At 63.5% G+C, this 23,186-nt stretch carries 20 protein-coding genes; 16 read left to right on the forward strand and 4 right to left on the reverse strand.

The window, feature by feature from the left end:
* Positions 1 to 109: 109 nt before the first annotated feature.
* A complete protein-coding gene (locus AC1RKI_RS23950; protein WP_492797769.1) occupies positions 110 to 433 on the reverse strand; it encodes a hypothetical protein in 324 nt (107 codons plus the stop codon).
* A gap of 151 nt (positions 434 to 584) precedes the next feature.
* On the opposite strand from AC1RKI_RS23950, the gene AC1RKI_RS23955 reads away from it, so the two are divergent.
* Positions 585 to 878, forward strand: a complete 294-nt coding sequence (locus tag AC1RKI_RS23955; RefSeq protein WP_492797767.1) for a hypothetical protein — start codon at positions 585 to 587, stop codon at positions 876 to 878.
* Between the two features lie 338 nt (positions 879 to 1,216).
* Here the strand turns inward: AC1RKI_RS23955 and AC1RKI_RS23960 are convergent, their stop codons facing one another.
* A complete protein-coding gene (locus AC1RKI_RS23960) occupies positions 1,217 to 2,590 on the reverse strand; it encodes an NCS2 family permease (protein ID WP_061955645.1) in 1,374 nt (457 codons plus the stop codon).
* Positions 2,591 to 2,912: 322 nt separating this feature from the next.
* Here AC1RKI_RS23960 and AC1RKI_RS23965 point away from each other — a divergent pair, with 322 nt between their 5' ends.
* Both AC1RKI_RS23965 and AC1RKI_RS23970 read left to right on the forward strand, forming a co-directional pair.
* Positions 2,913 to 3,116, forward strand: a complete 204-nt coding sequence (locus tag AC1RKI_RS23965; protein WP_061955744.1) for a cold-shock protein — start codon at positions 2,913 to 2,915, stop codon at positions 3,114 to 3,116.
* Positions 3,117 to 4,840: 1,724 nt separating this feature from the next.
* A complete protein-coding gene (locus AC1RKI_RS23970; RefSeq protein ID WP_061955642.1) occupies positions 4,841 to 5,935 on the forward strand; it encodes a replication protein RepA in 1,095 nt (364 codons plus the stop codon).
* A gap of 115 nt (positions 5,936 to 6,050) precedes the next feature.
* Here AC1RKI_RS23970 and AC1RKI_RS23975 read toward each other — a convergent pair whose 3' ends face one another.
* Positions 6,051 to 6,254, reverse strand: coding sequence for a cold-shock protein (locus AC1RKI_RS23975; RefSeq protein WP_006159056.1), 204 nt, complete (start codon positions 6,252 to 6,254; stop codon positions 6,051 to 6,053).
* A 398-nt stretch (positions 6,255 to 6,652) separates the two neighbouring features.
* Here AC1RKI_RS23975 and AC1RKI_RS23980 point away from each other — a divergent pair, with 398 nt between their 5' ends.
* Positions 6,653 to 7,309 (forward strand): AAA family ATPase, encoded by a 657-nt coding sequence (locus tag AC1RKI_RS23980; protein WP_061955640.1) that lies wholly within the window; start codon positions 6,653 to 6,655, stop codon positions 7,307 to 7,309.
* Between the two features lie 5 nt (positions 7,310 to 7,314).
* A complete protein-coding gene (locus AC1RKI_RS23985; protein ID WP_150981800.1) occupies positions 7,315 to 8,331 on the forward strand; it encodes a ParB/RepB/Spo0J family partition protein in 1,017 nt (338 codons plus the stop codon).
* Between the two features lie 16 nt (positions 8,332 to 8,347).
* On the opposite strand, the gene AC1RKI_RS23990 is transcribed toward AC1RKI_RS23985, so the two are convergent.
* Positions 8,348 to 10,015, reverse strand: coding sequence for a phage integrase family protein (locus AC1RKI_RS23990; protein ID WP_492797763.1), 1,668 nt, complete (start codon positions 10,013 to 10,015; stop codon positions 8,348 to 8,350).
* 1,640 nt (positions 10,016 to 11,655) lie between these two features.
* On the opposite strand from AC1RKI_RS23990, the gene AC1RKI_RS23995 reads away from it, so the two are divergent.
* The 11 genes from AC1RKI_RS23995 to AC1RKI_RS24045 all read left to right on the forward strand — a co-directional run bounded on the left by AC1RKI_RS23995 (position 11,656) and on the right by AC1RKI_RS24045 (position 22,889).
* On the forward strand, positions 11,656 to 12,264 hold the full coding sequence (locus tag AC1RKI_RS23995; RefSeq protein WP_061955739.1) for a response regulator transcription factor: 609 nt from the start codon (positions 11,656 to 11,658) through the stop codon (positions 12,262 to 12,264).
* Positions 12,265 to 12,826: 562 nt separating this feature from the next.
* On the forward strand, positions 12,827 to 13,513 hold the full coding sequence (locus AC1RKI_RS24000; RefSeq protein WP_061955634.1) for a hydrolase: 687 nt from the start codon (positions 12,827 to 12,829) through the stop codon (positions 13,511 to 13,513).
* A 331-nt stretch (positions 13,514 to 13,844) separates the two neighbouring features.
* Positions 13,845 to 14,849 carry an alpha/beta fold hydrolase gene (locus AC1RKI_RS24005; protein WP_492797761.1) on the forward strand — a complete coding sequence of 335 codons (1,005 nt, stop codon included), beginning with the start codon at positions 13,845 to 13,847 and terminating at the stop codon, positions 14,847 to 14,849.
* An 89-nt stretch (positions 14,850 to 14,938) separates the two neighbouring features.
* Positions 14,939 to 16,810, forward strand: a complete 1,872-nt coding sequence (locus AC1RKI_RS24010; protein WP_492797759.1) for an amidohydrolase — start codon at positions 14,939 to 14,941, stop codon at positions 16,808 to 16,810.
* Between the two features lie 79 nt (positions 16,811 to 16,889).
* Positions 16,890 to 17,318, forward strand: coding sequence for a DoxX family protein (locus AC1RKI_RS24015; RefSeq protein WP_492797757.1), 429 nt, complete (start codon positions 16,890 to 16,892; stop codon positions 17,316 to 17,318).
* A complete protein-coding gene (locus tag AC1RKI_RS24020; RefSeq protein WP_341249525.1) occupies positions 17,315 to 18,931 on the forward strand; it encodes an MFS transporter in 1,617 nt (538 codons plus the stop codon). The genes AC1RKI_RS24015 and AC1RKI_RS24020 overlap by 4 nt, the downstream gene beginning before the upstream one ends.
* Before the next feature lie 73 nt (positions 18,932 to 19,004).
* On the forward strand, positions 19,005 to 19,280 hold the full coding sequence (locus AC1RKI_RS24025; protein ID WP_061955625.1) for a XapX domain-containing protein: 276 nt from the start codon (positions 19,005 to 19,007) through the stop codon (positions 19,278 to 19,280).
* The gene (locus AC1RKI_RS24030) at positions 19,267 to 20,388 is read left to right on the forward strand and encodes a porin (RefSeq protein ID WP_084003927.1); all 1,122 of its coding nucleotides are present in this window, start codon (positions 19,267 to 19,269) and stop codon (positions 20,386 to 20,388) included. The genes AC1RKI_RS24025 and AC1RKI_RS24030 overlap by 14 nt, the downstream gene beginning before the upstream one ends.
* Positions 20,389 to 20,926: 538 nt before the next feature.
* Positions 20,927 to 21,742, forward strand: a complete 816-nt coding sequence (locus AC1RKI_RS24035) for a response regulator transcription factor (protein WP_244788463.1) — start codon at positions 20,927 to 20,929, stop codon at positions 21,740 to 21,742.
* A gap of 263 nt (positions 21,743 to 22,005) precedes the next feature.
* Complete coding sequence (locus AC1RKI_RS24040) at positions 22,006 to 22,533, forward strand: response regulator transcription factor (RefSeq protein ID WP_150981794.1); 528 nt, start codon at positions 22,006 to 22,008, stop codon at positions 22,531 to 22,533.
* 95 nt (positions 22,534 to 22,628) lie between these two features.
* Positions 22,629 to 22,889, forward strand: a complete 261-nt coding sequence (locus AC1RKI_RS24045; RefSeq protein ID WP_061955617.1) for a hypothetical protein — start codon at positions 22,629 to 22,631, stop codon at positions 22,887 to 22,889.
* Positions 22,890 to 23,186 lie beyond the last annotated feature (297 nt).

Below are 23,186 nucleotides of genomic sequence, written 5' to 3' on the forward strand. Positions count from 1 at the left end.
GGCTTCTTGTTGGTAACGGCGCCCGGCTCCGCACATGCGGATGCGGGCCACCGGGCCCGCTCGGGTTCCGCTGTCTGCGCGGTCCGACCCGCGCGCAACGTCTGGTGGATCACGATCTGGACAGACTGCGAGACGGTTGTTCAACCACCGCAAGTGCTTCGCGGCCGCCGTAGAGCTCGTCGCGGATGCGCCGACGCACCATGTCTTTTTCGCGCATCAGCTCGACGCTCGGTGCCTCGGGCTTCTGTCCGGAATACTGGTAGTAGAGCGCCTTGTAGGTAAGCTGGCTGATGATCCATTCCTGCAACAGCGCACGCTGACGCGTCAGTTCTTCGGCCTGCAGCCGATGGCGTTGCAGCAGCCGTTCCACCGCGGCGCGCGTGCGGGGCGACACTTCCGTGTCTTCGGCCAGCACGTTGACTACGTCGGTCACGGCGTAATCGTCTTGCGCGTCGTGTATCGCGACGGCTGCGGCAGCTTCTCCCAAAGCGGCCAAGACGCGATGTCCCGACTGATTGGCGGATTCTGTGATGGGCCCGATGGCGGGACGCCGGATTTCTCCTGCGGTCATGATCTGTTCCCCGTTGAACAACATCCCCCGGCACTACACGTTCGCTATTACCACTGTCTCTGCTTTTGGATTCGAGCTGTATTGTCCGGCGCACGTGCGTTCCGTGCGCTCTGTGTTTTGTGGTGGCGAAGCCGCCCTTGCGCAGGACGGTCTGTTCTTTGGCGGGTCGCTTTCTGTCGTCGCCTTTGCGTTCCGCGGGCTGGTCTGGCCGTCGATCGGCGCGTTGTCGAAGCGGCGCAACGCCCTGCTATCCCGGAGTCAACAAAGGGCGCTAGTGCGCGCCCTCAAAATTTTGCCACGCCTGTAGTTCAGTGCATTTCACCCCTTTTGTCCAGCCCGGAATGTTCGCTTTCAGCCAAGTCTCATACTTTTGTATGAGACTTGGAAAGCGCCCAGGGACCGGAGCGCTAGGTTAATGAGTACTTACATTTTGCGCAGAAACGGGTACGCCTTGGATTCTCGTCGTCGCGTTTCATACGCAGAATCGGGTACGCACGAGATCGGCGTCGGCGGCGAATGGCATCGTTTTCATTTTGAATGTTTGAAGCGGCCCGGCCCATGAAAAAAGGGACGGTATGCCACGCCGTCCCTGGTTGTTTCATGAAGCGGATTCGTCAGCGACCGGCGCCGCGCCCCGCCGACCACTCAGTGACCGGGCAGGTAATAGAACTTGAACAGGAACACCACCGCGATGATCCACGCCATGAGCGGCACTTCGCGCGCGCGTCCCGTCAGCAATTTCAGCAGCGCGTAGGAAATGAAACCGAAGGCCACGCCGTTGGCCACCGAATACGTGAACGGCATGCCCAGCGCGGTCAGCACCGCGGGCACCACTTCGGTCACGTCATTCCAGTCGATATCGACCAGTTCGCGCAGCATCAGGCAGGACACGTACAGCAAGGCCGGCGCCGTGGCGTAGGCCGGCACCGTTCCCGCCAGCGGCGCAATGAACAGGCAGGCCAGGAACAGCACGGCGACCGTCACGGCGGTCAGGCCGGTGCGGCCGCCGGCCTGCACACCCGATGCGCTTTCGATATAGGCGGTGGTCGATGATGTGCCCAGCAGCGACCCGGCCATGATGGCCGTGCTGTCGGCCATCAGCGCCTTGTTCAGCCGATCCATCTTGCCGGCCTTGAGCAGCCCGGCGCGGTTGGCCACGCCCATCAGCGTGCCCGTGGCATCGAACAGTTCGACAAGAAAGAACACCAGCACCACGTTGACGATGCCGATGGATAGCGCCGCCGAGATATCGAGCTTAAATAATGTGGGGGAGATCGAGGGCGGCATCGACACGACGCCGTGGAACTGATTGCCCGCGAAGACGAAACTCAGGATCGTCGTAAGCAGGATGCCGATCAGGATTGCGCCTTTCACCTTGAGGCGGTCCAGCGCGACAATCGCGAAAAATCCGATGATGGCGAGCACCGCGGGCGGCTGGTGCAGGTCTCCGATGGTGACCAGCGTGACCGGATTGCCCGCGATGATGCCGGCGCTGTGCAATGCGATGATCGCCAGAAACAGTCCAATGCCCGCAGTGATGGCGCCGCGAATCGCCTGTGGAATGCCCTTGACGATCGCTTCACGCACGCGGAACAGCGTGACCAGCAGGAACAGGCAGCCGGAGATGAAGACCGCGCCCAGCGCGGCTTGCCACGGCAGGCCCATTCCCTTGACCACGGTATAGGCAAAGTAGGCGTTCAGCCCCATGCCGGGCGCCATGGCGATCGGATAGTTCGCGTAGAAGCCCATGATCAGCGTGCCGATTGCGGCAGCCAGGCAGGTGGCCACGAACACGGCATCCTTCGGCACACCCGCATCGCCGAGGATGCTGGGATTGACGAAGATGATGTAGGCCATCGTCAGGAAAGTCGTGACGCCGGCAAGAATTTCCGTGCGCACATTGGTGTCGTGCTCGCGCAAGCGGAACACCCGCTCGACGAAGTTTTGGTTGGCGCCCGGGTGCAGGCGGGCGGACGCGGATGGGCCGTCAGGGCGTTGAGCCGGATCGGGCAAAGTCATGGCTGGAGTCTCCAGTGGTTGGCGGTGCGGGCGGTCTTCTGACAAGTGGATGCCGCTGCGCTCCCACCGACATTTCGTAAGATGGCGGGATCATCCCACAGGCGATATGCGCAGACCAGTCCACGTTGGGGGAATTCCCTGCCTTGACTCGGATCGCATTCCCCCGTATAAATCTCCGCCAGATTCAAGCGACGAGGCAACAGTTCATTCGTTAGCCACCGTCTTGGTACTTCGGTTGTCCATGGTGTCCTTTCCTTGAGTTGGCAGTACGGTGGTGAATGCACCATCGGTTTCTTTTTTCTTTTATTTGGAAAGCAATACCATGCAAACCGGTATCGTAAAGTGGTTCAACGACGCCAAGGGCTTTGGCTTTATCAAGCCGGACGCCGGCGGTGATGACCTGTTCGCGCACTTCTCGGAAGTTCGCGTTGAGGGCTTCAAGTCGCTGCAAGAAAATCAGCGCGTGCAGTTCGAAGTCAAGAACGGCCCGAAGGGTCTGCAAGCCGCGAACATTTCGCCGGTGTAAAGACCTGGCTCCCGGCACGTCTGCATGACGTGCCGCGACGCTACAAAAACCCGCCCTCACCGGCGGGTTTTTTTTCGTTTGGTTGGAGGTGGGGGCGCGCCGAGGGACGTTCCCTACGCTTTTCCCGCTCCGTTTCCCCCCGCTTATCCCAGCGCTTTCGCCCGGGGTTTTCCCTCCGCTTTTTCCTACGCTTTTTTCCTTCGCTTTCCTGTCGTTTTTCGGTTCCCGTTCTTCTGGATTTCCCCGCGCAGCCATTCCCGCCGTCCGCTCATGTCCATGCGGTTTGCGGGCTCCCCCCAACCGCGCCTCGCAAATCGACGCAGAAACGGGTACGCATCGCCTTCGTGCGGCGCTGCGACAACGCCTCTGGAGCCGATTTGGCACGCAGAAATAGGTACGCTTGGGGGCGCGTCCGCGGCGGCGCAGCAATCTGCTGTGACTTAGGCGGCCGCAGAAATGGGTACGCCCCGAGCCGTTTTTGCCTGCCAATGCAGATTGGCCAGCGCCCTCGAGTCGACTTATCCCGCGCGATATTTAGGCATACCGGTTATCCCCGCAGAAACGAGTACGCAAGCCGCGCTGCGCACGTATACGTAGCGAGCCACGCGACCATGCCGCAGAAACGGGTACGGTAGTTAACCGGGTTGGCGCGCAGAAATAGGTACGCTATGCAGCGGACCAATAGTGGCCCGGGAATTTTCAGCTATCGGTATACATCCAGCGCACGCAGAACTGGGTACGCCTGGATTTGGAAGCCGATTTCCAGGCGCGGGTCGAAAGTTGGTGCTTGCTTAGGGCAGGCGCACGCGTATACGTGGGCGCCGATCTCGACATGACATCCACGACCGCACACGCGGCGCAGAAACAGGTACGGCTGGCTGAATCCCGCTGTCCTGTGGGCGCGCAGAATTGGGTACGCCGCGAGGTTCGCTGCGGTGTACCGGACACTTCGCAGAAACAGGTACGCCGCAGAAATGGGTACGTTTACGGGGGATTCGGGCGTTCAAGCCATTTTCCGCAGAAGCGGGTACGGTTTCGGGGCTTTGTGACGCAGAAATAGGTACGCATCGGCGCGGCGCAGCCGCTGCCAATGGTTTCTCCGTACCTGTTTCTGCGTGGATAAGGGGCCTTCGGCAAGCCTGTGAAGGCTTTACGGCATGTGATCGATGCCGCTTTGAGCTACCCTGCGCAGAATCGGGTACGCCTGGAGCCCGTCCGGCTGTGGAAAAGCCTGTGGAATCCGTGAGTTATCCCCGCAGATCAGGGTTCGCCGCCGTCGCTGAAACGGGTTCGGTCTGTCGCAGATTCAGGTTCGGCCGGTCGCAGAAACGAGTACGTTTGCGCGCAGAATCGGGTACGGCGAGGGGTAAGAAGTCCTTTCAAATCAATGGCGCGATCGCTCCGTATACGGTTTACGAGTAGTTAACCCGTATCGGTATCGTTTACTTGTAGTGGATGTGCCGCCAACCGTGGACAACCCCACAGGGTTGCCCACCGTATGGCAGCCATCTCGCCAATCGCCGGAAATACCGGCCATCAACACAATCGGCTTGCAAGAAAAAGACATCGGGCGGCCAGCCACGGCGCGGGCCAGAACGCAAGTCGGCAGCAAGCACGCGCTGACAACCGCGCAGAAATAGCCGAAAGCACGTATACGTACCCGTTTCTGCGTGACAACGTATACGTGATCGCGTAAAAAGGCGGGTAATCCGAAACCCATGCATATGCCGATCAAACGCTCTATGGCCATCGAGGAGGATCGCTCTGCCCCGGAAGGGGACACGGAGCCGTCTCGCATCATCGTTCCCGGCAACGAGAACGTCCTCGTCCCATCCGAGAAATTCCAGCGCCTCTTCGACGAAGCCCAGGCGATGGAACGGGAAGACGCCTGGCAAAGCGGGGAAGTCGGCTTCCTTAGCCGCGCAAGCGTACAGGTGACGCTGCCCTATCGCGCGCCCAAGGGTGCGCCGCCGGTCTGGACGCGCACCAGCGGAAACATTTCGTTGATGATTCAGCCTGGCTACTTCACGCAGCAGCGTTCCGAACGCGCGTCGAACGGGCGCCAGAAGCTGGTATCCGAAACGGTATCGCTGGGTTATCCCTACGGCTCCTATCCGCGTCTGATGCTGGCCTGGATCGGCAAGGAGATCATGGCCAAGAAAAAGCGCGGCGAGTTCACTGGAACGGTCGAGGACCGTCGTATCTCGCTGGGCAATTCCTTGTCCGAGTTCATGTACAACCTTGGCATTCCGATGGCCACCGGCGGCAAGCGGGGGACGATGACGCTCGTTCGCCAGCAGATGATCCGTCTGTTCTCGGCCACGATTGCCATCGTGCAGAACAAATCGACGCCAGTGCCCAACCAGGCGCCCAATCACGAGCCGCTTTCGATCGACCGTGTGGGCTATCTGCTGGCCGATCAGCTCTCGACGTGGTGGGACCCTATGCAGCCGGGCCAGGGTTCGATGTTCGAGAGCTTTGTGGTGTTGTCCGAGCCGTTCTTCAACGAGCTTGTGAATCGGCCGGTGCCTGTGGATATGCGCGCGCTGAAGGCACTCAAGCAGTCGCCTTTCGCCCTGGACGTGTATTCGTGGCTGACCTACCGCTTCTTCACGATCCAGCGCCGCACCGAGATCCCCTGGGAAGCGCTGCAGATGCAGTTCGGCACCGAAACCGAGAGCGAGCGCAAGTTCCGCGCGCTGTTCCGCAAGGCGCTCAAGGACGTGCTGGTCGTTTATCCGGGCGCCAAGGTCGATGCCGATTCCTCGAAAGCGCTGATCCTGCAGCCGTCCCGTACCAGCGTGCGCAAGCTGGGCTGACGCCGCGGCGGCGCCGAGTGTGGGCGGATAACAAAAAAGGCAAGCACGATGCTTGCCTTTTTCGCTCTACCGGTCAGTCAGCCTGCAGACAGCCCGGAGATATCGGTGGTTCGCTTCAGGCCGGCTTGATGGCCGAAGCTTGCAGACCCTTCGGGCCCTGCTTCACTTCGAACGTCACGCGCTGACCATCCTTCAGGGTCTTGAAGCCCGAACCCTGAATCTCGGAGAAGTGGGCGAACAGATCCGCACCGCCATCATCCGGAGTAATGAAGCCGAAACCCTTGGTCTCGTTGAACCACTTGACCGTACCGGTTGCCATAAGAATTTCCTTTCGAAGCAAGTTCGTTTACACAACGCAAACAACCGTTCAAGCACGCTGAAGTCTCGTAGATACCGAACGGAAGCCAACGAGGTTGACACGACTTGACTCGACTGTAGCGGGCATCATAACCACATTGTGTTGCGGTGTCATGTGCGGCGTAATGCGCACTGCTCTTACTTTAGGCGCTTTCTCTACCGCTTTTCAAGAAGAAGAATCCCGCAATAGTCCACGCGTTGGAATCTGGCCGTTCCTGCACTGGGCAGCGCTCCGTAGGGCGATGTTTTACATCAATTTGAATTTTAAAAAATGAGTTGTAGCGCACGGTCGATTTGGCTAAAGTTTCGCCTTAACTGAACATCATCATTCGCGCTTTCAGCGCTGAAAGTGAGGCCGTAGTGGCAGCAAAAATCATCACCGTTTTCAACCAGAAGGGCGGCTGCGGGAAGACTACCGTCAGCATGCATCTGGCTGGCACGCTTGGCCTGCGGGGCGCGCGCTCGATGCTGGTCGATATGGACGAACAGGGCACGGCTACGCGCTGGGCTGCGCAGGCCACCGACGACCGCCCGTTTCCTGCTTCGGTCATCGGGCTGGCGCCGTCCGGAGGCGCCATGCACCGCGAGGTCCGCAAGTTTGTGAACGACTACGATTACATCCTGGTCGACTGCCCGCCCGCGGTGCACTCCGCCGCGCCGTCCAGTGCGCTGCTGATCTCCGATCTGGCGATTATTCCCGTAGTGCCCTCGCCGCCAGACCTTTGGGCAGCGGTCGCGGCCAAGACGCTGGCGCAGCACGCCCAGGTGCAAAACGAAACGCTACAGATCCGCGTCATGGCCAATATGGTTCAGCGACGGGTGTCCATCGCGCGTCAGGCGATCGAGATTCTGGGCGACGACGGCGACGTGCCCTTGCTGAACTCGATGATTGGGTCCCGCTCGGCGTTCCGCGAATGCCAGGCCATCGGCTGCACCGTGCACGGCGTGCCGGGCGCGCGCGAGGCCATCCAGGAGGTGGACATGATGGTGGATGAAGTGCTGTCCTTGATTGAGTAATACGAATGGCAACGAAATTGAAAAGCCTGAAGGCTGGCATGTTGGCCGGCATGGCCGCGGAAAAGACCCGCAACGACGCCCTGGACCGCTTTGCGCGCGCCGAAGCTGCGCTGTCGGAACATCCAAACGGGCTGCTGCAGAACCAGCGGAACGGCCAGGCAGTCGGCACTTTCAGCGCTGAAAGTGGCGCTGCGGCGGAGCAGGGCCGCCAGTTGATCCGCATCCCGCTCACGCAACTGCACGACAACCCGTTCAATGCGCGCCGGATCTACGACCCCGCCGTGGTACAGGAACGAGCCGCTTCGATCGCCACGCATGGCCAAAAGACGCCGGGTCTGGCGGCACCGGATCCCACGCGGCCGGGGCACTACATCCTGATCGACGGGCACTATCGCAAGCGCGCTTTGGCTTCGGCCGGCAAGCTCGATATGGAATGCTTTATCGAGGACGATCTCAGCGACCTCGATTTCTACCGACTGTCGTTCCTGCTGAACGAACAGCGCTCCGATCAGTCGGCGCTCGACAACGCCATCGCCTGGCGCCAACTGCTGGACGAAGGCAAGGTGCTCAAGGAAGAGGACATTTGCGAACTTACGGGCATGTCGGCGGGCACGGTCAACAAGACGCTCGCGCTGCTCAAACTGCCGGAATCGGTGATCGCGGTGATGCGAGAACGGCCGAGCGCCATCGGCATCGCTGCCGGCTACGAACTGACGTTGTACTGCAAGATCGCCGGCGAAGACCGCACCCGTGATCTGGCCACGCGGATCATGAACGATGGGCTCTCCAGCCGCGAAGTCGAAGCGATCCGCAAACAGGCCCAGGACGGCAAATCACGCAAGGTCAAGGAAATCAGCCGGCAATACAAGATCCGAACGGAATCGGGCCAGCTGCTTGGCACGATCAAGGAGTGGGACTCGGGGCGCGTGATGCTGGACGTGCAATTGTCCGATCGCAACGCACGCGAAGATCTTGTGGAAGTTCTCAAGTCGCGCTTTGGGCTCGACAAGACCCTGATCTAGCTCTGACGTCGGCGCCCTATCCCGGCGCCGACCCGGTCGACGGAGCACCAGCGCGCTTAAGCATGCCGGGGGTGAACGCGCTGGGCACATCCGCGTGCAGCGATGCGAAACGCCGCCAGCTTGCGCGCAACAACTGATCCAGACCGCTGGCCGCATAGCCGGCTGTTGCGCGCAAGCGCTTGGCCCGTCCCCGCCGCGTGTCGGGAAATTCCGCCGGCGCCAGCAACGCGGTATCGCCGCGCCAATGCGCGACATGGCGATCCCAGGCGACACCGCGATCCTTCCAATGCGCGCAAAGCGCGGTCCAGACATCGTCCGACAGCGCGATCTCCTCTTCGGACGACGCACGCTCGCCAGCTGGACTTAACCACCAGCCATCATCCGCCGCTTCCACATGCGCAAGCGTCAGCAACGGCAGCGTGGCGATGCGAACACCATGACGCGCTACCAATAGCGCCGCCGCCAATGCGGCGCGCTGGCGAGGAGAGCCGTCGTTTCCATCGTCGGCCAGCCACATCAGAAAACGTTCGATAGCCTGCGATTCGCTCGCAGCATTGGGTACGCTTTGCGCCAAATCCGATGATTCTCCGCCCATCGACGCGCCCCCTGCCGCGCCTACCGCCGCGATCGATTCTCCGACATCCGGCTCGCCAGAACGCCGTGCAGCCCGGCCTCGCCTGACCGGACCTTCGGCGCGAATCGTCCGCAGCAGGCTGCGAACGACCCTCAACGCTGCGTCGCAGGAACTGGATCGAAGCGGACCTTCGAAAGGCCGCCAGTGCTCGCGATCTCGCGCGCCCGACGGCCCGCACCAGAACGCCGCAGGTTGCGGATCGGCAAGGAAAGCCTGGTACGCGAGCAAATCGTCGGCGGTCAGACTTTGTAGCGATCGTCGCTGCCGCGTGGTCCACAGCACCAGCCGCTCCGCCTCTCGGCGGTAGCTTTTCCAGGTATTCGGGCTGGATTGCCTGCGCCCCAGCCACCCCTGCACAAGCGCCAGATCAGCCGCCAACTCTACTTCCCATACCGCCGTGCCCGACGGCGGCTGCATCAGCTCGAATGGCAGCGGCTGCCGCATGGAAGGCGATAAAGCGGCGGCATAAAGTGGCTTAATATCCACTATTTGTGACGGGGAAACTACATACGGGCGCACTTCCGTGCCGAGCTGCGGCTGTTGCTGTCGCAGCCAACGCAAAATCGTCTCCGCCGACTGTTGCCCGACGCGGGGCACATGCCGCCACCAACTGGTGCCCCGTCGGTTCGCCAGCGCCACCAGGTCGGCAATGGTGCGAATGTTGGCGGCGACCAGACGCCGCGCCAGATTCGGCCCGAACCACAGCGACACCTGATGTGTTGGCAGCGGGCGCCCCTGCCCGAGTTGTTCGATCGACGACAACGCGTCGACCCGACGGGTGATGCCGCTGTCGGACCGCCCGCGAAGCGCCTCGAACATCTCGGCGATGTCGGGCCGATCGTGCTGGAGCGCAAACTGCACCAGCCGGTCGCGCAGTGCCAGGATCCGCTGCACCGCCTGATGCTCGGTCAGCACGTCGTCGTCGTCGGGATCGACAAGGTAGCGATTGGCGATATCGACGGGGCGCATGCCCTGCGCATAGGCACGCACGACGGCAAATTCCGTCCGGGTCAGCTTGGTCGCGGCAAGGGTATCGCGCTCGTCGGCCATCGATATAAAGTGCTTAGAAAATCACTTAGTCCAGGGCGTGCGCCTCGCGCAACGCGACTACCCCGATCAAAAGCGGCGCCCGGCAGGCCCGTTTGGCGCAACGTCCGCGCCACATGCCGCCTGTACGTAAGTGACTGAATTACAACCGAAAAAAATGTCGCTCGATCTCAACCGGCCGGTTCTGCATATCCAAATGCAATGTAAATTATTTTGTAATCGTGCCGCACGCGGAGCATACCACCGACGCGCGCGCCGGCAAATGCCTCTCCGGGCGACTTTGGGGGCAAATTGGCCACAGAAGGGCGAACTGGGGCCGAAGCCGAAGGGGCCCCGTGCGGCGGCCGATCGCGATGCAATGACCGCCTACGCGCCAGTTGCGTCGCCAACCCTCGGGGTGCCTGCCGCGCTGTTCCTATCCCTGTGACCAGACTTAAAGCCGACCTCACCCGGGCTGGTCGACCGAGCAAATCTCAAACCGCGCAAATCCCTCGTATGCGCTTTCCCTCCAAAACCAACGGATGTCACGCCGCCGAATGGCCCGTACCGGATTCGCGCCGACGTTCAGCCGGCACGCCGTCGCCGCCGCTGACTGCCTTTCACCGATCCATGCGCGACACACAGGCCCGTCACCGCCCCCAATTAGTCGCTCCGAGGCAACCCCGGAGCCGTCCCTGCATCGCAGCCCAGCGCACGTCCCAACTGCTCTCCACCTAATGCCGACCAACCAAAGCGATCGACGGCACGCCGCACCGCAGGCAATCAAGCAAACGAATGTTGAAGCCGTTTTGAGCCTGCCCGTCATTCATCCCTTCAAGTGTCCCGACTGCGCCCACATTATTCGCGCCACTTTCGAGAGGGTCGAAGTTCCAGGCCCCGCCGTCGTCATCACTGTGCGCTCAGATGTCGCTTCGATCCGCAATCAGGGCTAAATTGGCACGCCAATCCGGGCAAATGCATCGATGTGTATCGGTCTTTCTGGCGCATTGATTTAAAAGGAAATTTATACGCAGCATTGAGTACGCTCCGCAAATTTTCCGGCGCACTCGGCACCTGTTCTCCGGCCTGGTGGCGAATGGTCGCCGACGCGCAACGCGTATACGTATACGGCGTATACGCCATATCGCCCCTTGCCCATGGGACGCTCGGACCCGCGGCACTGCCGCGTGGACACCGCATTTTTCGGATCATTCGTCGGAAGACTTTTTGATGCATTCTGTTCGAAATCATTACTCATCTACTGAATAAGTCGAAACGATCTCCACCTGCATCATCAACACCGAAAATGGCTTCCCAATTTTCGCCACGAATTTGCCGCGCGCGGTGCGACGACCGTAGCGACAACCTCGACTACCTTTGCGATAGTCTCTGCGTCCGACGTCCCCGCCACGCAGTCGCGCGTTTATATCTTTTCACAGCGCTGTATTGACCGAGCCGATACCATCGTCTTGGCGCAGGCAACGTGCGCCCATCGCCGCTGGGAGCAGTTGGATGATTGCCAGGCGGTCGACCTTGCCGGTCGCCGCCGCGCAGGGGACACGATCAGCGGCGGGGCCGTAGGAGCGAACATGCAGATCAAGAAAGTGAGCGATGTGGAAGCTGTGGGTGGCAGTGCATGTTTTCAGGACGACGTGTCGGACGGAATGGTGCTGGTTGTCGACGACGACACCGGCATGCAAAACGCGTTGTCCAATCTGTTTCGCTCGGTCGGCCTTGCCGTAGAGTTGTTCGAGTCCGGCGAAGACCTGCTGGCGCGCGGGCTCCCCGATCTGCCCAGCTGCATCGTGCTCGACGTGCGACTGCGCGGCGACAACGGGCTCGCCCTTCAGACGCGCCTCGGGCGTGCCGGCGTCCATGTGCCGATCATCTTCCTGTCGGGCTACGGCGATGTGCGCATGACGGCCGCCGCGATGAAAGCCGGCGCACTCAATTTCATCGCCAAGCCGTTCCGCGACCAGGATCTGCTTGATGCAGTGAACGAAGCCTTGCAGCGCGACCGTGCGCGGCGCCGGACCGTGTCGAAAGAGCAAGCGCTGCATGACCGCTTTGCCGCGCTTACCGTGCGCGAGCAGGAAGTCATGCAGTTGCTGGTGCGCGGTCTGATGAACAAGCAGGTGGCCGATGTGCTCGGCATCAGCATGGCCACGGTCAAGATCTATCGCGGCCAGGCCATGCGCAAGATGCAGGCGCGCACCTTTGCCGACATGGTGCTGATGGCAGTCGAACTCGGCCTCTGCAAATTCGAGAGCTGACCGCCGGCCCAACCCGCCCCCTTCGCCTACGAATCCCGGCGCCAGCAATGCGCCGGTCTACACGCAAGGATCGCTCGATCCCCAACGTCAGCCCCGCGCAATCCTCCGCGCAATCCTCCGCTGCACCCCTCCCGCATCCCCCGCCACACATCCCCTGCCACACATCCCCTGCCACACATCGCCCCGCGCACCCGCCGCCGCATGGCCGCGCCCGTGTGAATTCTTGTAAAACCCCGGGCCGCCGATGTTCGCCGCAAGCCGCAGGACCGTGTGCGGCGGTCAATATGCGGCACTTGTCGTAGCGCACTTAGACCTTGAGCGTATGGCGCAGCGCGTGGCGCGCCACTACGCTACAGCGCTGTCGACTCACGCCGTTCGCGACACCGATGCCTGTCCTTCGCCTGCAAGCGCGGACCGGTTTCGTCTTGCGCGGCGTGCTGCCGTCAGCAAGCGTCCCGGCGACGACATCCGTCGCCGTCGCCCATCTGCGGGCCGCGCCGCGATCCGGTGCGCTCAGGCGCGATCCGCCCCCCGCCCAACCGCTGTTCCCAGGAGCCTCACCATGTCCAATCCCAAGCTCGAAGTGCTGACCCCGCAAAACAGCCAGCTGATCATCATCGACCATCAGCCGCAGATGGCCTTCGGCGTGCAGTCGATGGATCGTCAGGCGTTGAAGAACAACGTCGTCGGCCTCGCCAAGGCCGCCAAGATCTTCAATGTGCCGACCACCATCACGACGGTCGAAAGCGAGTCGTTCTCTGGCTACACCTATCCCGAAATCCTCGACGTCTTCCCGAATGCCAAGACGCTCGAGCGCACGTCGATGAATTCGTGGGACGACCAGAAGGTGCGCGACGCGCTGGCCGCCAACGGTCGCAAGAAGGTCGTGGTGGCCGGCCTGTGGACCGAGGTGTGTAACACCACGTTTGCGCTGTGCGCGATGCTCGAAGGCGACTACGAGATCTACATGGTGGCCGATGCGTCGGGCGGTACGTCCAAGGAAGCCCACGACTACGCGATGCAACGCATGGTGCAGGCGGGCGTGGTGCCGGTGACGTGGCAGCAGGTGCTGCTGGAATGGCAGCGCGACTGGGCCCATCGCGATACGTATGACGCCGTGATGAAGCTGGTCAAGGAACACTCGGGCGCCTACGGCATGGGTGTCGACTATGCCTACACGATGGTGCACAAGGCCGCGCAGCGCACGGCTACCCCGCACGAATCGATCGCCCCGGTCGCAGCGCGCTGATCCGGCCTGGTCGAATCCAGCGCGGGCGGCGTCGCTCGCATCGCCCGCGCCGGGGTCCGGCAGCGGGCGATTGCCGCTTCCCTGCTCGCCGCCGAACGGCCGCGCCGACGCTGGAACGACACCATCAAACGCCAACTGCCCGACAGCGGCGACCGGGCATGCAGCAATGTTGAAAAATTTTGATTGAAATGTACAGCATGGGTGCGGCAAGAACCTCATGCCGATCATTAAAGTTCGGTCCATCGACAGCGTACGCAGCCGCAGCAGCCCAGCCAGCGCCGCCTGGATCGATATATCAAACAAACTGAATAAATTCTTGCCGGAGAGCCTCATGTCGAATACCGCCCCTCAAGCCCAATCCGAACAACTCGACGCCTCGCGCCGCAAGCTGCTGGTCGGCAGCACGCTGGGCGCTGCTGCCGCATCGGTGGCATCGATGGCCGCGCTTACGCCGGCCGCGGCCGATGCCGCCACTGCTGCAAATCGCGCTGCGGCGGGCCGCCACGGCAGCCAAGGCCATTACGTGACCACCCGCGACGGCACGCGCATCTTCTACAAGGACTGGGGCTCGGGCCGTCCGGTGGTGTTCTCGCATGGCTGGCCGCTCGACGCCGACGCCTGGGACGCGCAAATGCTGTTCCTGGTGCAGAAGGGCTTCCGCGTGATCGCGCACGATCGCCGCGGGCATGGCCGCTCGGACCAGCCGGCCACGGGCAACAACATGGACACCTACGCCGACGATCTGGCGGCCGTGCTCGATGCGCTCGACATCCGGGGCGCCACGCTGGTTGGCCACTCCACCGGCGGCGGCGAAGTGGCGCGCTATATCGGTCGGCACGGCACCGCGCGCGTCGCCAAGGCCGTGCTGATCGGCGCCGTGCCGCCGACCATGGCCAAGAGCGCCGCCTATCCGAATGGCCTGCCGCTCGAAGTGTTCGACAACATCCGCCGCGGCGTTGCCGAGAACCGCTCGCAGTTCTACAAGGATCTGGCCGTGCCGTTCTTCGGCTTCAACCGCCCCAACGCCAAGCCTTCCCAAGGCACCATCGACGCGTTCTGGCTGCAGGGCATGGCCGGTGGCGTGCTGGGCCAGTACCTGTGCATCAAGGAATTCTCGGAAGTGGACTACACCGAAGACCTGAAGAAGATCACGGTGCCCACGCTGATCCTGCATGGCGACGACGACCAGATCGTGCCGATCGACAACTCGGCCCGGCTGTCCGCCAAAATCGTGAAGAACGCCACGCTCAAGGTATATCCCGGCGCATCGTACGGGATGTGTGTCATCAACGCCGATCAGGTCAACGCCGACCTGCTGGCTTTCCTGAACGCCTAAGCCGCGCCACGCCCATGTCAGTTTCCCGCCGGCAATTTATCGCCTCGGCTGCCGCGTTGGGCGCGGCCGCCTCTTCGGAGCTTTTCGCCATGTCATCGAACCCGACTCCAGACCTCATCCTCGTCAACGGCAAGTTCGCCACGCTGGACCGCGCCAATCCTCAGGCCGAGGCCGTGGCGATCCAGGATGGCCGCTTCATCACCGTGGGCACGCGCGACGAGGTCATGAAGCTTGCGACGCCCACGACGCGCGTGATCGACCTGAATGGCCGGCGCGCCATTCCCGGGCTGATCGACAGCCACATGCACATCATCCGCGGCGGCCTGAACTACAACATGGAGCTGCGCTGGGACGGCGAGCGCTCGCTGGCCGACGCGATGCGCATGTTGAAGGATCAGGTGGCGCGCACGCCCGCGCCGCAATGGGTGCGCGTGGTGGGCGGCTTCACGGAGCACCAGTTCGCCGAGAAGCGCCTGCCGACCATCGAGGAACTGAACGCCGTGGCGCCCGATACGCCCGTCTTCATCCTGCACCTGTACGACCGCGCGATCCTGAACGGCGCCGCGCTGCGCGCGGTGGGCTACACCAAGGACACGCCGAACCCGCCGGGCGGCGAGATCATCCGCGACAAGACGGGTAATCCCACCGGCCTGCTGCTGGCCAAGCCCAACGCGACGATCCTGTACGCGACGCTGGCCAAGGGACCGAAGCTGCCGCCCGAGTATCAGAAGAATTCGACGCGCCATTTCATGCGCGAGGTGAACCGCCTTGGCGTGACCGGCGTGATCGATGCCGGCGGCGGTTATCAGAACTATCCCGAGGACTACAACATCATCGAGGAGCTGCACAAGGACGGCCAGCTCACGGTGCGCCTGGCCTACAACCTGTTCACGCAGAAGCCCAAGGAAGAACTGGCCGACTTCAAGACCTGGACTTCCACCGTCAAGCCGGGCCAGGGCGACGACCTGTATCGCCACAACGGCGCGGGCGAAATGCTGGTCTACACCGCGGCCGACTTCGAGGACTTCCGCGTCGAGCGTCCCGACATGCCGCCGTCGATGGAATCCGATCTCGAACCGGTGATTCGCCTGCTGGCCGAAAAGCGCTGGCCCTGGCGCCTGCATGCCACCTATGACGAGACGATTTCGCGCGCACTCGATGTCTACGAGAAGGTGGCCAAGGATGTGCCGTTCAACGGCCTGAACTGGTTCTTCGACCACGCCGAAACCATTTCCGATCGCAATATCGACCGCATCGCCGCGCTGGGCGGCGGCATCGCGGTGCAGCACCGCATGGCGTACCAGGGCGAATACTTCGTCGAGCGCTACGGCGCCAAGGCCGCCGAGGCCACGCCGCCGATCAAGAAGATGCTGGAAAAGGGCGTCAAGGTGGGCGCGGGCACTGACGCCACGCGCGTCGCCTCGTACAACCCGTGGGTGTCGCTGTACTGGCTCACCACCGGCAAGACCGTGGGTGGCTTGTCGATGTATCCGCAGGCCAACCTGATCGATCGCGAAACGGCGCTGCGCCTGTGGACCGAGGCCAATACGTGGTTCTCGTCCGAAGAGGGCAAGAAGGGCCAGATCAAGGCCGGACAACTGGCCGATCTGGCGGTGCTGTCGGCCGATTACTTCAGCGTGCCCGGCGACGACATCCAGGACATCACGTCGGTGATGACCGTGCTCGGCGGCAAGGTGGTCTACGGCGACAGCGAGTTCGGCAAGCACTCGCCCGAGATTCCGCCCGCGATGCCGGACTGGTCGCCCGCGCGCCACGGCAGCCGCTACCAGCCGCGCCCGGACGCACAGGCCCGTGCGCTGGCGCTGAACACCGCGTGCGGCTGCGCCAGCTCGTGCGGCGTCCATGGCCACGCGCATGCCAAGGCGTGGACGTCCAACGCGCCGACTTCGGACGAAAGCACCTTCTGGGGCGCGCTCGGCTGTTCGTGCTGGGCATTCTGAGCGTGTGACGGCTGGCGTGCGGCTCGCCTCGCGCCGCACGCCAGCCATTCTCGCCGTGCATCGATACCGGAGATCCGCCATGCATTCTTCCTCTTCCCCGCTGGCCACGGCCGGCACGCCCTCGCACCGCCTGCCGGGCTGGCTGCACTGGATCGCGCTGCTGCTGCTCTGCGCGGCCTATCTGCAGGGCGGACTCGTCAAGCTGTTCGACTTTTCCGGTGCGGTGGCCGAGATGCAGCACTTCGGCCTGTCGCCTGCCATGCCGCTGGCCGCCGCGACCATCGCGCTGGAACTGCTGGCCTCGGCAATGATCCTGTTCGGCGTGTATCGCTGGCTGGGCGCGCTGGCGCTGGCCGTGTTCACGTTGGGCGCCACGTTCCTGGCCAATCGTTTCTGGAGTGCGCCGCCGGAAGCTGCATTCACGATGGCCAACTCGTTTTTCGAACACCTGGGTCTGGTCGGCGGTTTCCTGCTGGTGGCCTGGCATGACCTGCGGAACCGGCCATGACGCAGCCCGCGTCGCTTGGCGCCAAGCCCGCCGTCGGCACGTTCGCGCCGCTTGCGCAGCCCACCTTCGCGGTGCTGTGGGTGGCGACGATTCTTGGCAACGTCGGCAGCTTCATGCGCGATGTGGCCAGCGCGTGGCTCGCCACGGACCTGTCCTCGTCGCCCGCGGCAGTCGCCACGATCCAGGCCGCGGCCACGCTGCCGGTGTTCCTGCTGGCGATCCCGGCCGGCGTGCTGTCGGACATCCTGGACCGCCGCCGCTTCCTGATCGTGATCCAGATCGGGCTGGCCGGCGTGAGCGGCACGCTGGCGGTGCTGGCGTGGCAACAGGGGCTGACCATCGAGATCCTGATCGGCCTGGCTTTCCTGGGCGGGATCGGCGCGGCGATGATGGGCCCCACGTGGCAGTCGATCGTGCCCGAGCTGGTGCCGGCCAACACCCTGCGTCAGGCCGTGGCGCTCAACGCGCTCGGCGTCAATATCGCGCGGGCCATCGGTCCCGCCACGGGCGGCCTGCTGCTTGCCGCGTTCGGTGCATCGGTCACCTACGGCGTCGATCTGGTGAGCTATCTGTTCGTGATCGCCGCGCTGTTGTGGTGGAAGCGCCCGGCGCAGGCGGCCGATCCGCTGCGCGAGCATTTCTTCAGCGCGTTTCGCGCGGGGCTGCGCTTCACGCGCGCCCATAGCAAGCTGCATGTCGTGCTGGCGCGCGCCGCCGTGCATTTCGCCTTCGGCAGCAGCGTATGGGCGCTGCTGCCGCTGGTGGCGCGCCAACTGCTGCACGGCGGCGCCGGCCTCTACGGCGTGCTGCTGGGCGCAGTGGGAGCGGGCGCGATCGTCGGCGCGCTGACCATGCCGCGGCTGCAGAAAAGGCTCGATGCCGATGGACTGGTGTTGCTGTCGGCCATCGTCACGGCGATCGTGATGGCAGCGCTGTCGATCGCGCCGCCGGTGTGGCTGGCATTACCACTGCTGTTGCTGTTGGGCGCGGCGTGGATCACGGCGCTGACCACGCTGGGCGGTGCGGCGCAGGCCATCCTGCCCAACTGGGTGCGAGGCCGCGCGCTGGCGGTGTACCAGATGGTGTTCAACGGCGCGCTGGCCGGCGGCAGCCTGTTGTGGGGCTTTGTCGCGCAGGCCATGGGCACGCCGCATGCGCTGCTGATCGCCGCCGCTGGACTGGTGATCGCTGCGCTGCTGCTAAATCGCCTGCGCCTGCCGCGTGGCGAGGAAGACCTGGGTCCGGCCGGCCACTGGCCCGAACCCGAAATGGCCGCCGAGATCGCGCACGATCGCGGGCCCGTAATGATCCTGATCGAGTACTGCATCCCCGCGGCCAATCGCGATGCGTTCCTGCGCGCGGTGCACAAGCTTTCCGAAGAGCGCCTGCGCGATGGCGCCTTCAACTGGGGTGTGATGGAGGATCCGGCCAATCCGGAATTGCTGACCGAATGGTTCCTGGTGGAATCGTGGGCCGAGCACTTGCGCCAGCACCGGCGCGTGCCCAATGCCGACGCCGACCTGCAGCGCGACGTGGCGCGCTATCACGTCGCCACCGAGCCCCCGCGCGTGCGTCATCTGCTTGGCGTGGGATTTCCCGCCGGGCGTAGCTGAAGCTGCGCTGCCGCAAGTGTGTCGCGCCTGCCGCGCGGCGACAAAAGTGTTTTACGTCTCAGGAGTATCGAACATGAAGATCTATCTTGTTTCTCTCGGCGCCGGCGTGTTCGTCGGCATCATCTACGCGCTGATGCAGGTTCGTTCGCCCGCGCCGCCGGCGGTGGCGCTGATCGGTCTGCTGGGCATGCTGATCGGCGAACAGGTGGTGCCGCCGATCAAGCGCATGATCGCCGGCGAGCCGGTCACGGTCGCATGGTTCCATTCGGAATGCGTGCCGAAGATCACCGGTACGCCGGGCCCGACGCTGGTCGCCAAAAAGGACGAGAAGCACGATGCGGCGCAGTGACGTGCTCGCGCGCCTGCGCATGGCCATGCCGCTGGCGATACTGCCCGCGTGCTGCGCGGCGCCCGCCGCCTTCGCGCAAAGTTCCGTCACGATCTATGGCCGCCTGAACACGGCCATCGAGTATGCGTCGGCCAACACCGCCACCGACGGCACGCGCCTGGGTGGCGTGGCGCGCATGACCAACTATCGATCGGTGTGGGGCCTGCGCGGCGAGGAAGGACTGGGCGGCAGCCTCAAGGCGCTGTGGCAGATCGAAAGCAATCTGTCGATCGACAACGGCCAGGGCGGCATCGCCACGCGCAACTCGCGCATCGGGCTGCAAGGCGATTACGGGCTGCTGTTCATGGGGCACTGGCACACGCCGTACACGGAAGCGACGATGGCCTACGACCCCTACTATCCGACCACGGCCGGCTACATGGCGCTGATCGGCAATGGGTCGACGTCCAGCTCGGACAACGTGCAGGACACCAGTTCGTTCGATCGCCGCCAGAAGAACATCGTGCAATACCGCTCGCCGCAGCTGGCCGGCGTGAGCGTCTGGCTGGGCTGGGGCCTGCCCGAGGAAAAGACCACGGTGGCGCGCAACCCCGCGTTGTATTCGGCGGCGTTGGTCTATGACCGCGGGCCGCTCAATGCGACCGTCGCCTATGAAATCCATCAGCATTACCAGGCGGCCGGGCGCAACGACGACGCGCTGAAATTCGGCGTGGCCTACCAGCTGTTTGCGGGCACGCGCATCTCGGCGCTCTACGAGCATCTGCATTACCGCACCGATACGGGCGACCTGCAGCGCAACGGCTATTACGCATCGCTGGTGCAGCAGCTGGGGCCGGGCAGCGTGCGCGTGGGTTTTGCGTTCGCGGCCAACGGCACCGGCTCTTCCACCGACACCATCGGCTTCTTCCGCAGCGGCGCGCAAACTGGCGCCACGCAATTCACCGTCGGGTACGACTATCCGCTATCGAAGCGGACCGCGCTGTTTGCGTTCTACAGCCGCATCAACAACCAGCGCAACGCGGTCTACGATTTCGCGATCAATGAACTGGGCATCAAAGCCGGCGCGGATCCGCAGACCTTTGCACTGGGCATGCGGCACAACTTCTAAACCGGTACGGCAAGCGCGCGCATCGTCCGCCCGATGCGCGCGCCCAGCCCGATTGAAGTTTTTCAGATCGATCCGGGTCCGTGCCGAAGCATTGCCCAGACCGCTTGCAAAGCGGATCGACTCCATTTTTGTTGCTATGCAACATAGCGATTTCGGGGTCACTTTGTGGTGAATCGAACGCCCGTTCGCGTACTGGCGGGCATTTGCCATACATCTGCCCCGACATTGCCATACAACCAAGGGAAAACCCGCCGCACTGCACCATACCCTTGCATTCACACGGTGATCTTCCTATCCTCAAAACCAGAATTAGATTTAATTTTGATCTGACTTCAAACGTATCTAACGCGTTACATACGCAAACGGGGCGGTCGAACATCCTCCGAGGGAGGGCACGCACGGCGCGCAAAAAAGCGCTGGGAGGCTCGGGAGGCTCTGTGGACCGTATTGGGGGAGTAGCCGCGCCATAAGCGGAGCGCCTCCAACAGCGCAACGCCTGAAGCGAGTTCAGCCGTTGCGCCAATAAGAAGTGAGCGCCATGGCCACCATTCTGCTGCTCGAGCCACATCCTTTATTGCGTCTTGGGTTGCGCCATCTGTTGTCTCAGGCGCACGTCCCCGGCGATCTTGTCGAACTTGACGCAGCCAGTGCGCACGAGCCCGATCCATGGACGCATCATGCCGATCTGCTGATCTTCGGCCTGCCCGCGGACGCCGAGCGCGGCTGGACGGCGCTGGCCGATATCTGCCGCCGCCTGCAGCCGCAGCGCGTGCTGGTGCTGGCCGATCAGGTGCCCGCGCCATTGCCCGCGAGCGGCCTGCCGGAGAGCGTGCGCGGCCTGCTGGCCAAGAACTGTTCCTCGGATGCGCTCGAAGCGGCGATCCGACTGGTGCTGGCTGGCGGCGAATGCTTCCCGTCGCAAGTGCCGGCCTCGCGCCAGCACGATGCGGGTGCCGCGTTGGCCGAGGCGCGCCACCTTGCCGCGCCGATCGTGGTGCCGCTGCATACGGTGCCGGTCGATCTGCCCAGGACGAGCGCACCGGCCGCCGTGGAAACGCCGGCCGCCGGCGCGCATCTGCTCAATATCACCGAGCGCCAGTACGAAGTGCTCGCGCTGCTGGCGCGCGGCTATCCGATCAAGACGGTCAGCCGCCTGCTCAATATCTCGGTGGCCACCGCCAAGACCCACGCCTGCACGCTGTACCAGCGCCTGCATGTGCGCAACAAGGGCGAAGCCGTGTACGTCGCACTGCAACGCGGCGCCACGCTGAACTGGGCGGGCCCCGCTCCCGTGCGATCCACGCACGTGTCGATGTCGGACCTGTCGGCGCGGGAGGCATGTGAGGCCGCCTGAATCGCCCACCTCCCAGCTGGCAGCCGCCCGCTCGCCTCCTCCTTCCGCCGGTCCGCCCCTCAGCCAAAAGCATGAGGCGGCGGCCGGCCGCGCTTGCTAACTTTCTATGCAGGTCCGGCGCCGGGGACAGCCATCTTTCAAAAAAAGAATCCCTCATCGCCATCGTTCCCAGTTCGAATCCGATGCCCCCGACCCAGGGCTAATACCGCCGGTGCACCACACCTCAAGCGGACACACGCGTTTTAAGCGCGGATGGCTTTTCGATGACGACCTATCTGATCGCCAGCAATGAAATGATGTGCCGCATCCTTGCGCGACGCATGGCTGGACAGGACATCCCCACACCCGTGCGCTGGCACGGGCCCGAATGGCTGCGTGACGACGCCGCGCCAGTGCAGATCCATTCCGTCGACAATCCCGATCAGGCCGAGCCGTTGCCCGCGCAGCCCGTCGCGCTGGCGCTGGTCGACACCAGCGGCGTGCAGGATCCGCACGCGCTGCTCGACCGCGTGCACGCGCGGCTCGCGCCGCGTCGCTGGCTGGTGTTGTCCGATGCGCTGGACGCCGAGCTGATGACGCATGCTGCGCGGCTCGGCGCCAACGGCTGCCTGGCCGTGCCCGCGCCGGTGGAACTGGTGTGCGCCGCGGCCGCGCTGGTGTGGGCCGGCGGGCAATGCTTTCCGCGCAGCGCGCTGACGCTGCTGCGCAAGCTGCATCCTCAGGACACCGCGCCGCCGCCGTTTGCCCGCGCCCCGCGAATATCTCCGGATGGATCTACTGCCATCGGATGAGGGCGCGCAGGCGCCGATACGACTATGCTGATTGTGCTCGCGATCAGAAGCCGGCGCCTTGCCGAGGCCGGCCGTCGCGGGGAGCAGGGGGTCGTATGGAACGCAGTCTCGATATTCTGGTCGTCCACGGATTTGCCGTGCGCGAGGGCCGGGACAAATGGGCATGTTGTTATGAGATACGGCTCGCCATCATCGGCGGGCCGTTGTTGTATCGGGGCGAACTGCACGGGCGACGCTTCGTGAGCGAGGCCGCCGCCGTGGTGGCCGCGCAGGAGATCGGCCAGCAGGAGGCCGCGCGCCATCTGGCTGCAGCGCAGCGGATGGTCGTCGCGCTGAGGCACCCATCCCTGCCTTGATGCGTAGAGGCATTGAACCCGAACGCCGCGCATGAGCGGCATCGCGCATCGGCGTTGCGAGAGCGGGTTTGCCGCATTTGCCATATCGGCGTGAAAAAAAAGAAGCCCGCCGACCGGGGGACCATGCGGGCTTTGAAATGGCCGCTCACATGCATGAACGACCATCCCTTCGACCATATCGAATCGCGACGCGCGACTGTATCAACCAGAAGACGCATGCCATGTCGGCATCTCATCCCTGCATTTGCCGATGCCAAAAAACCGCGCGGCCAGCATTGAGGCGCATGCGCGGTCATT

Source organism: Cupriavidus sp. GW822-FHT06G04 (assembly GCF_058799075.1).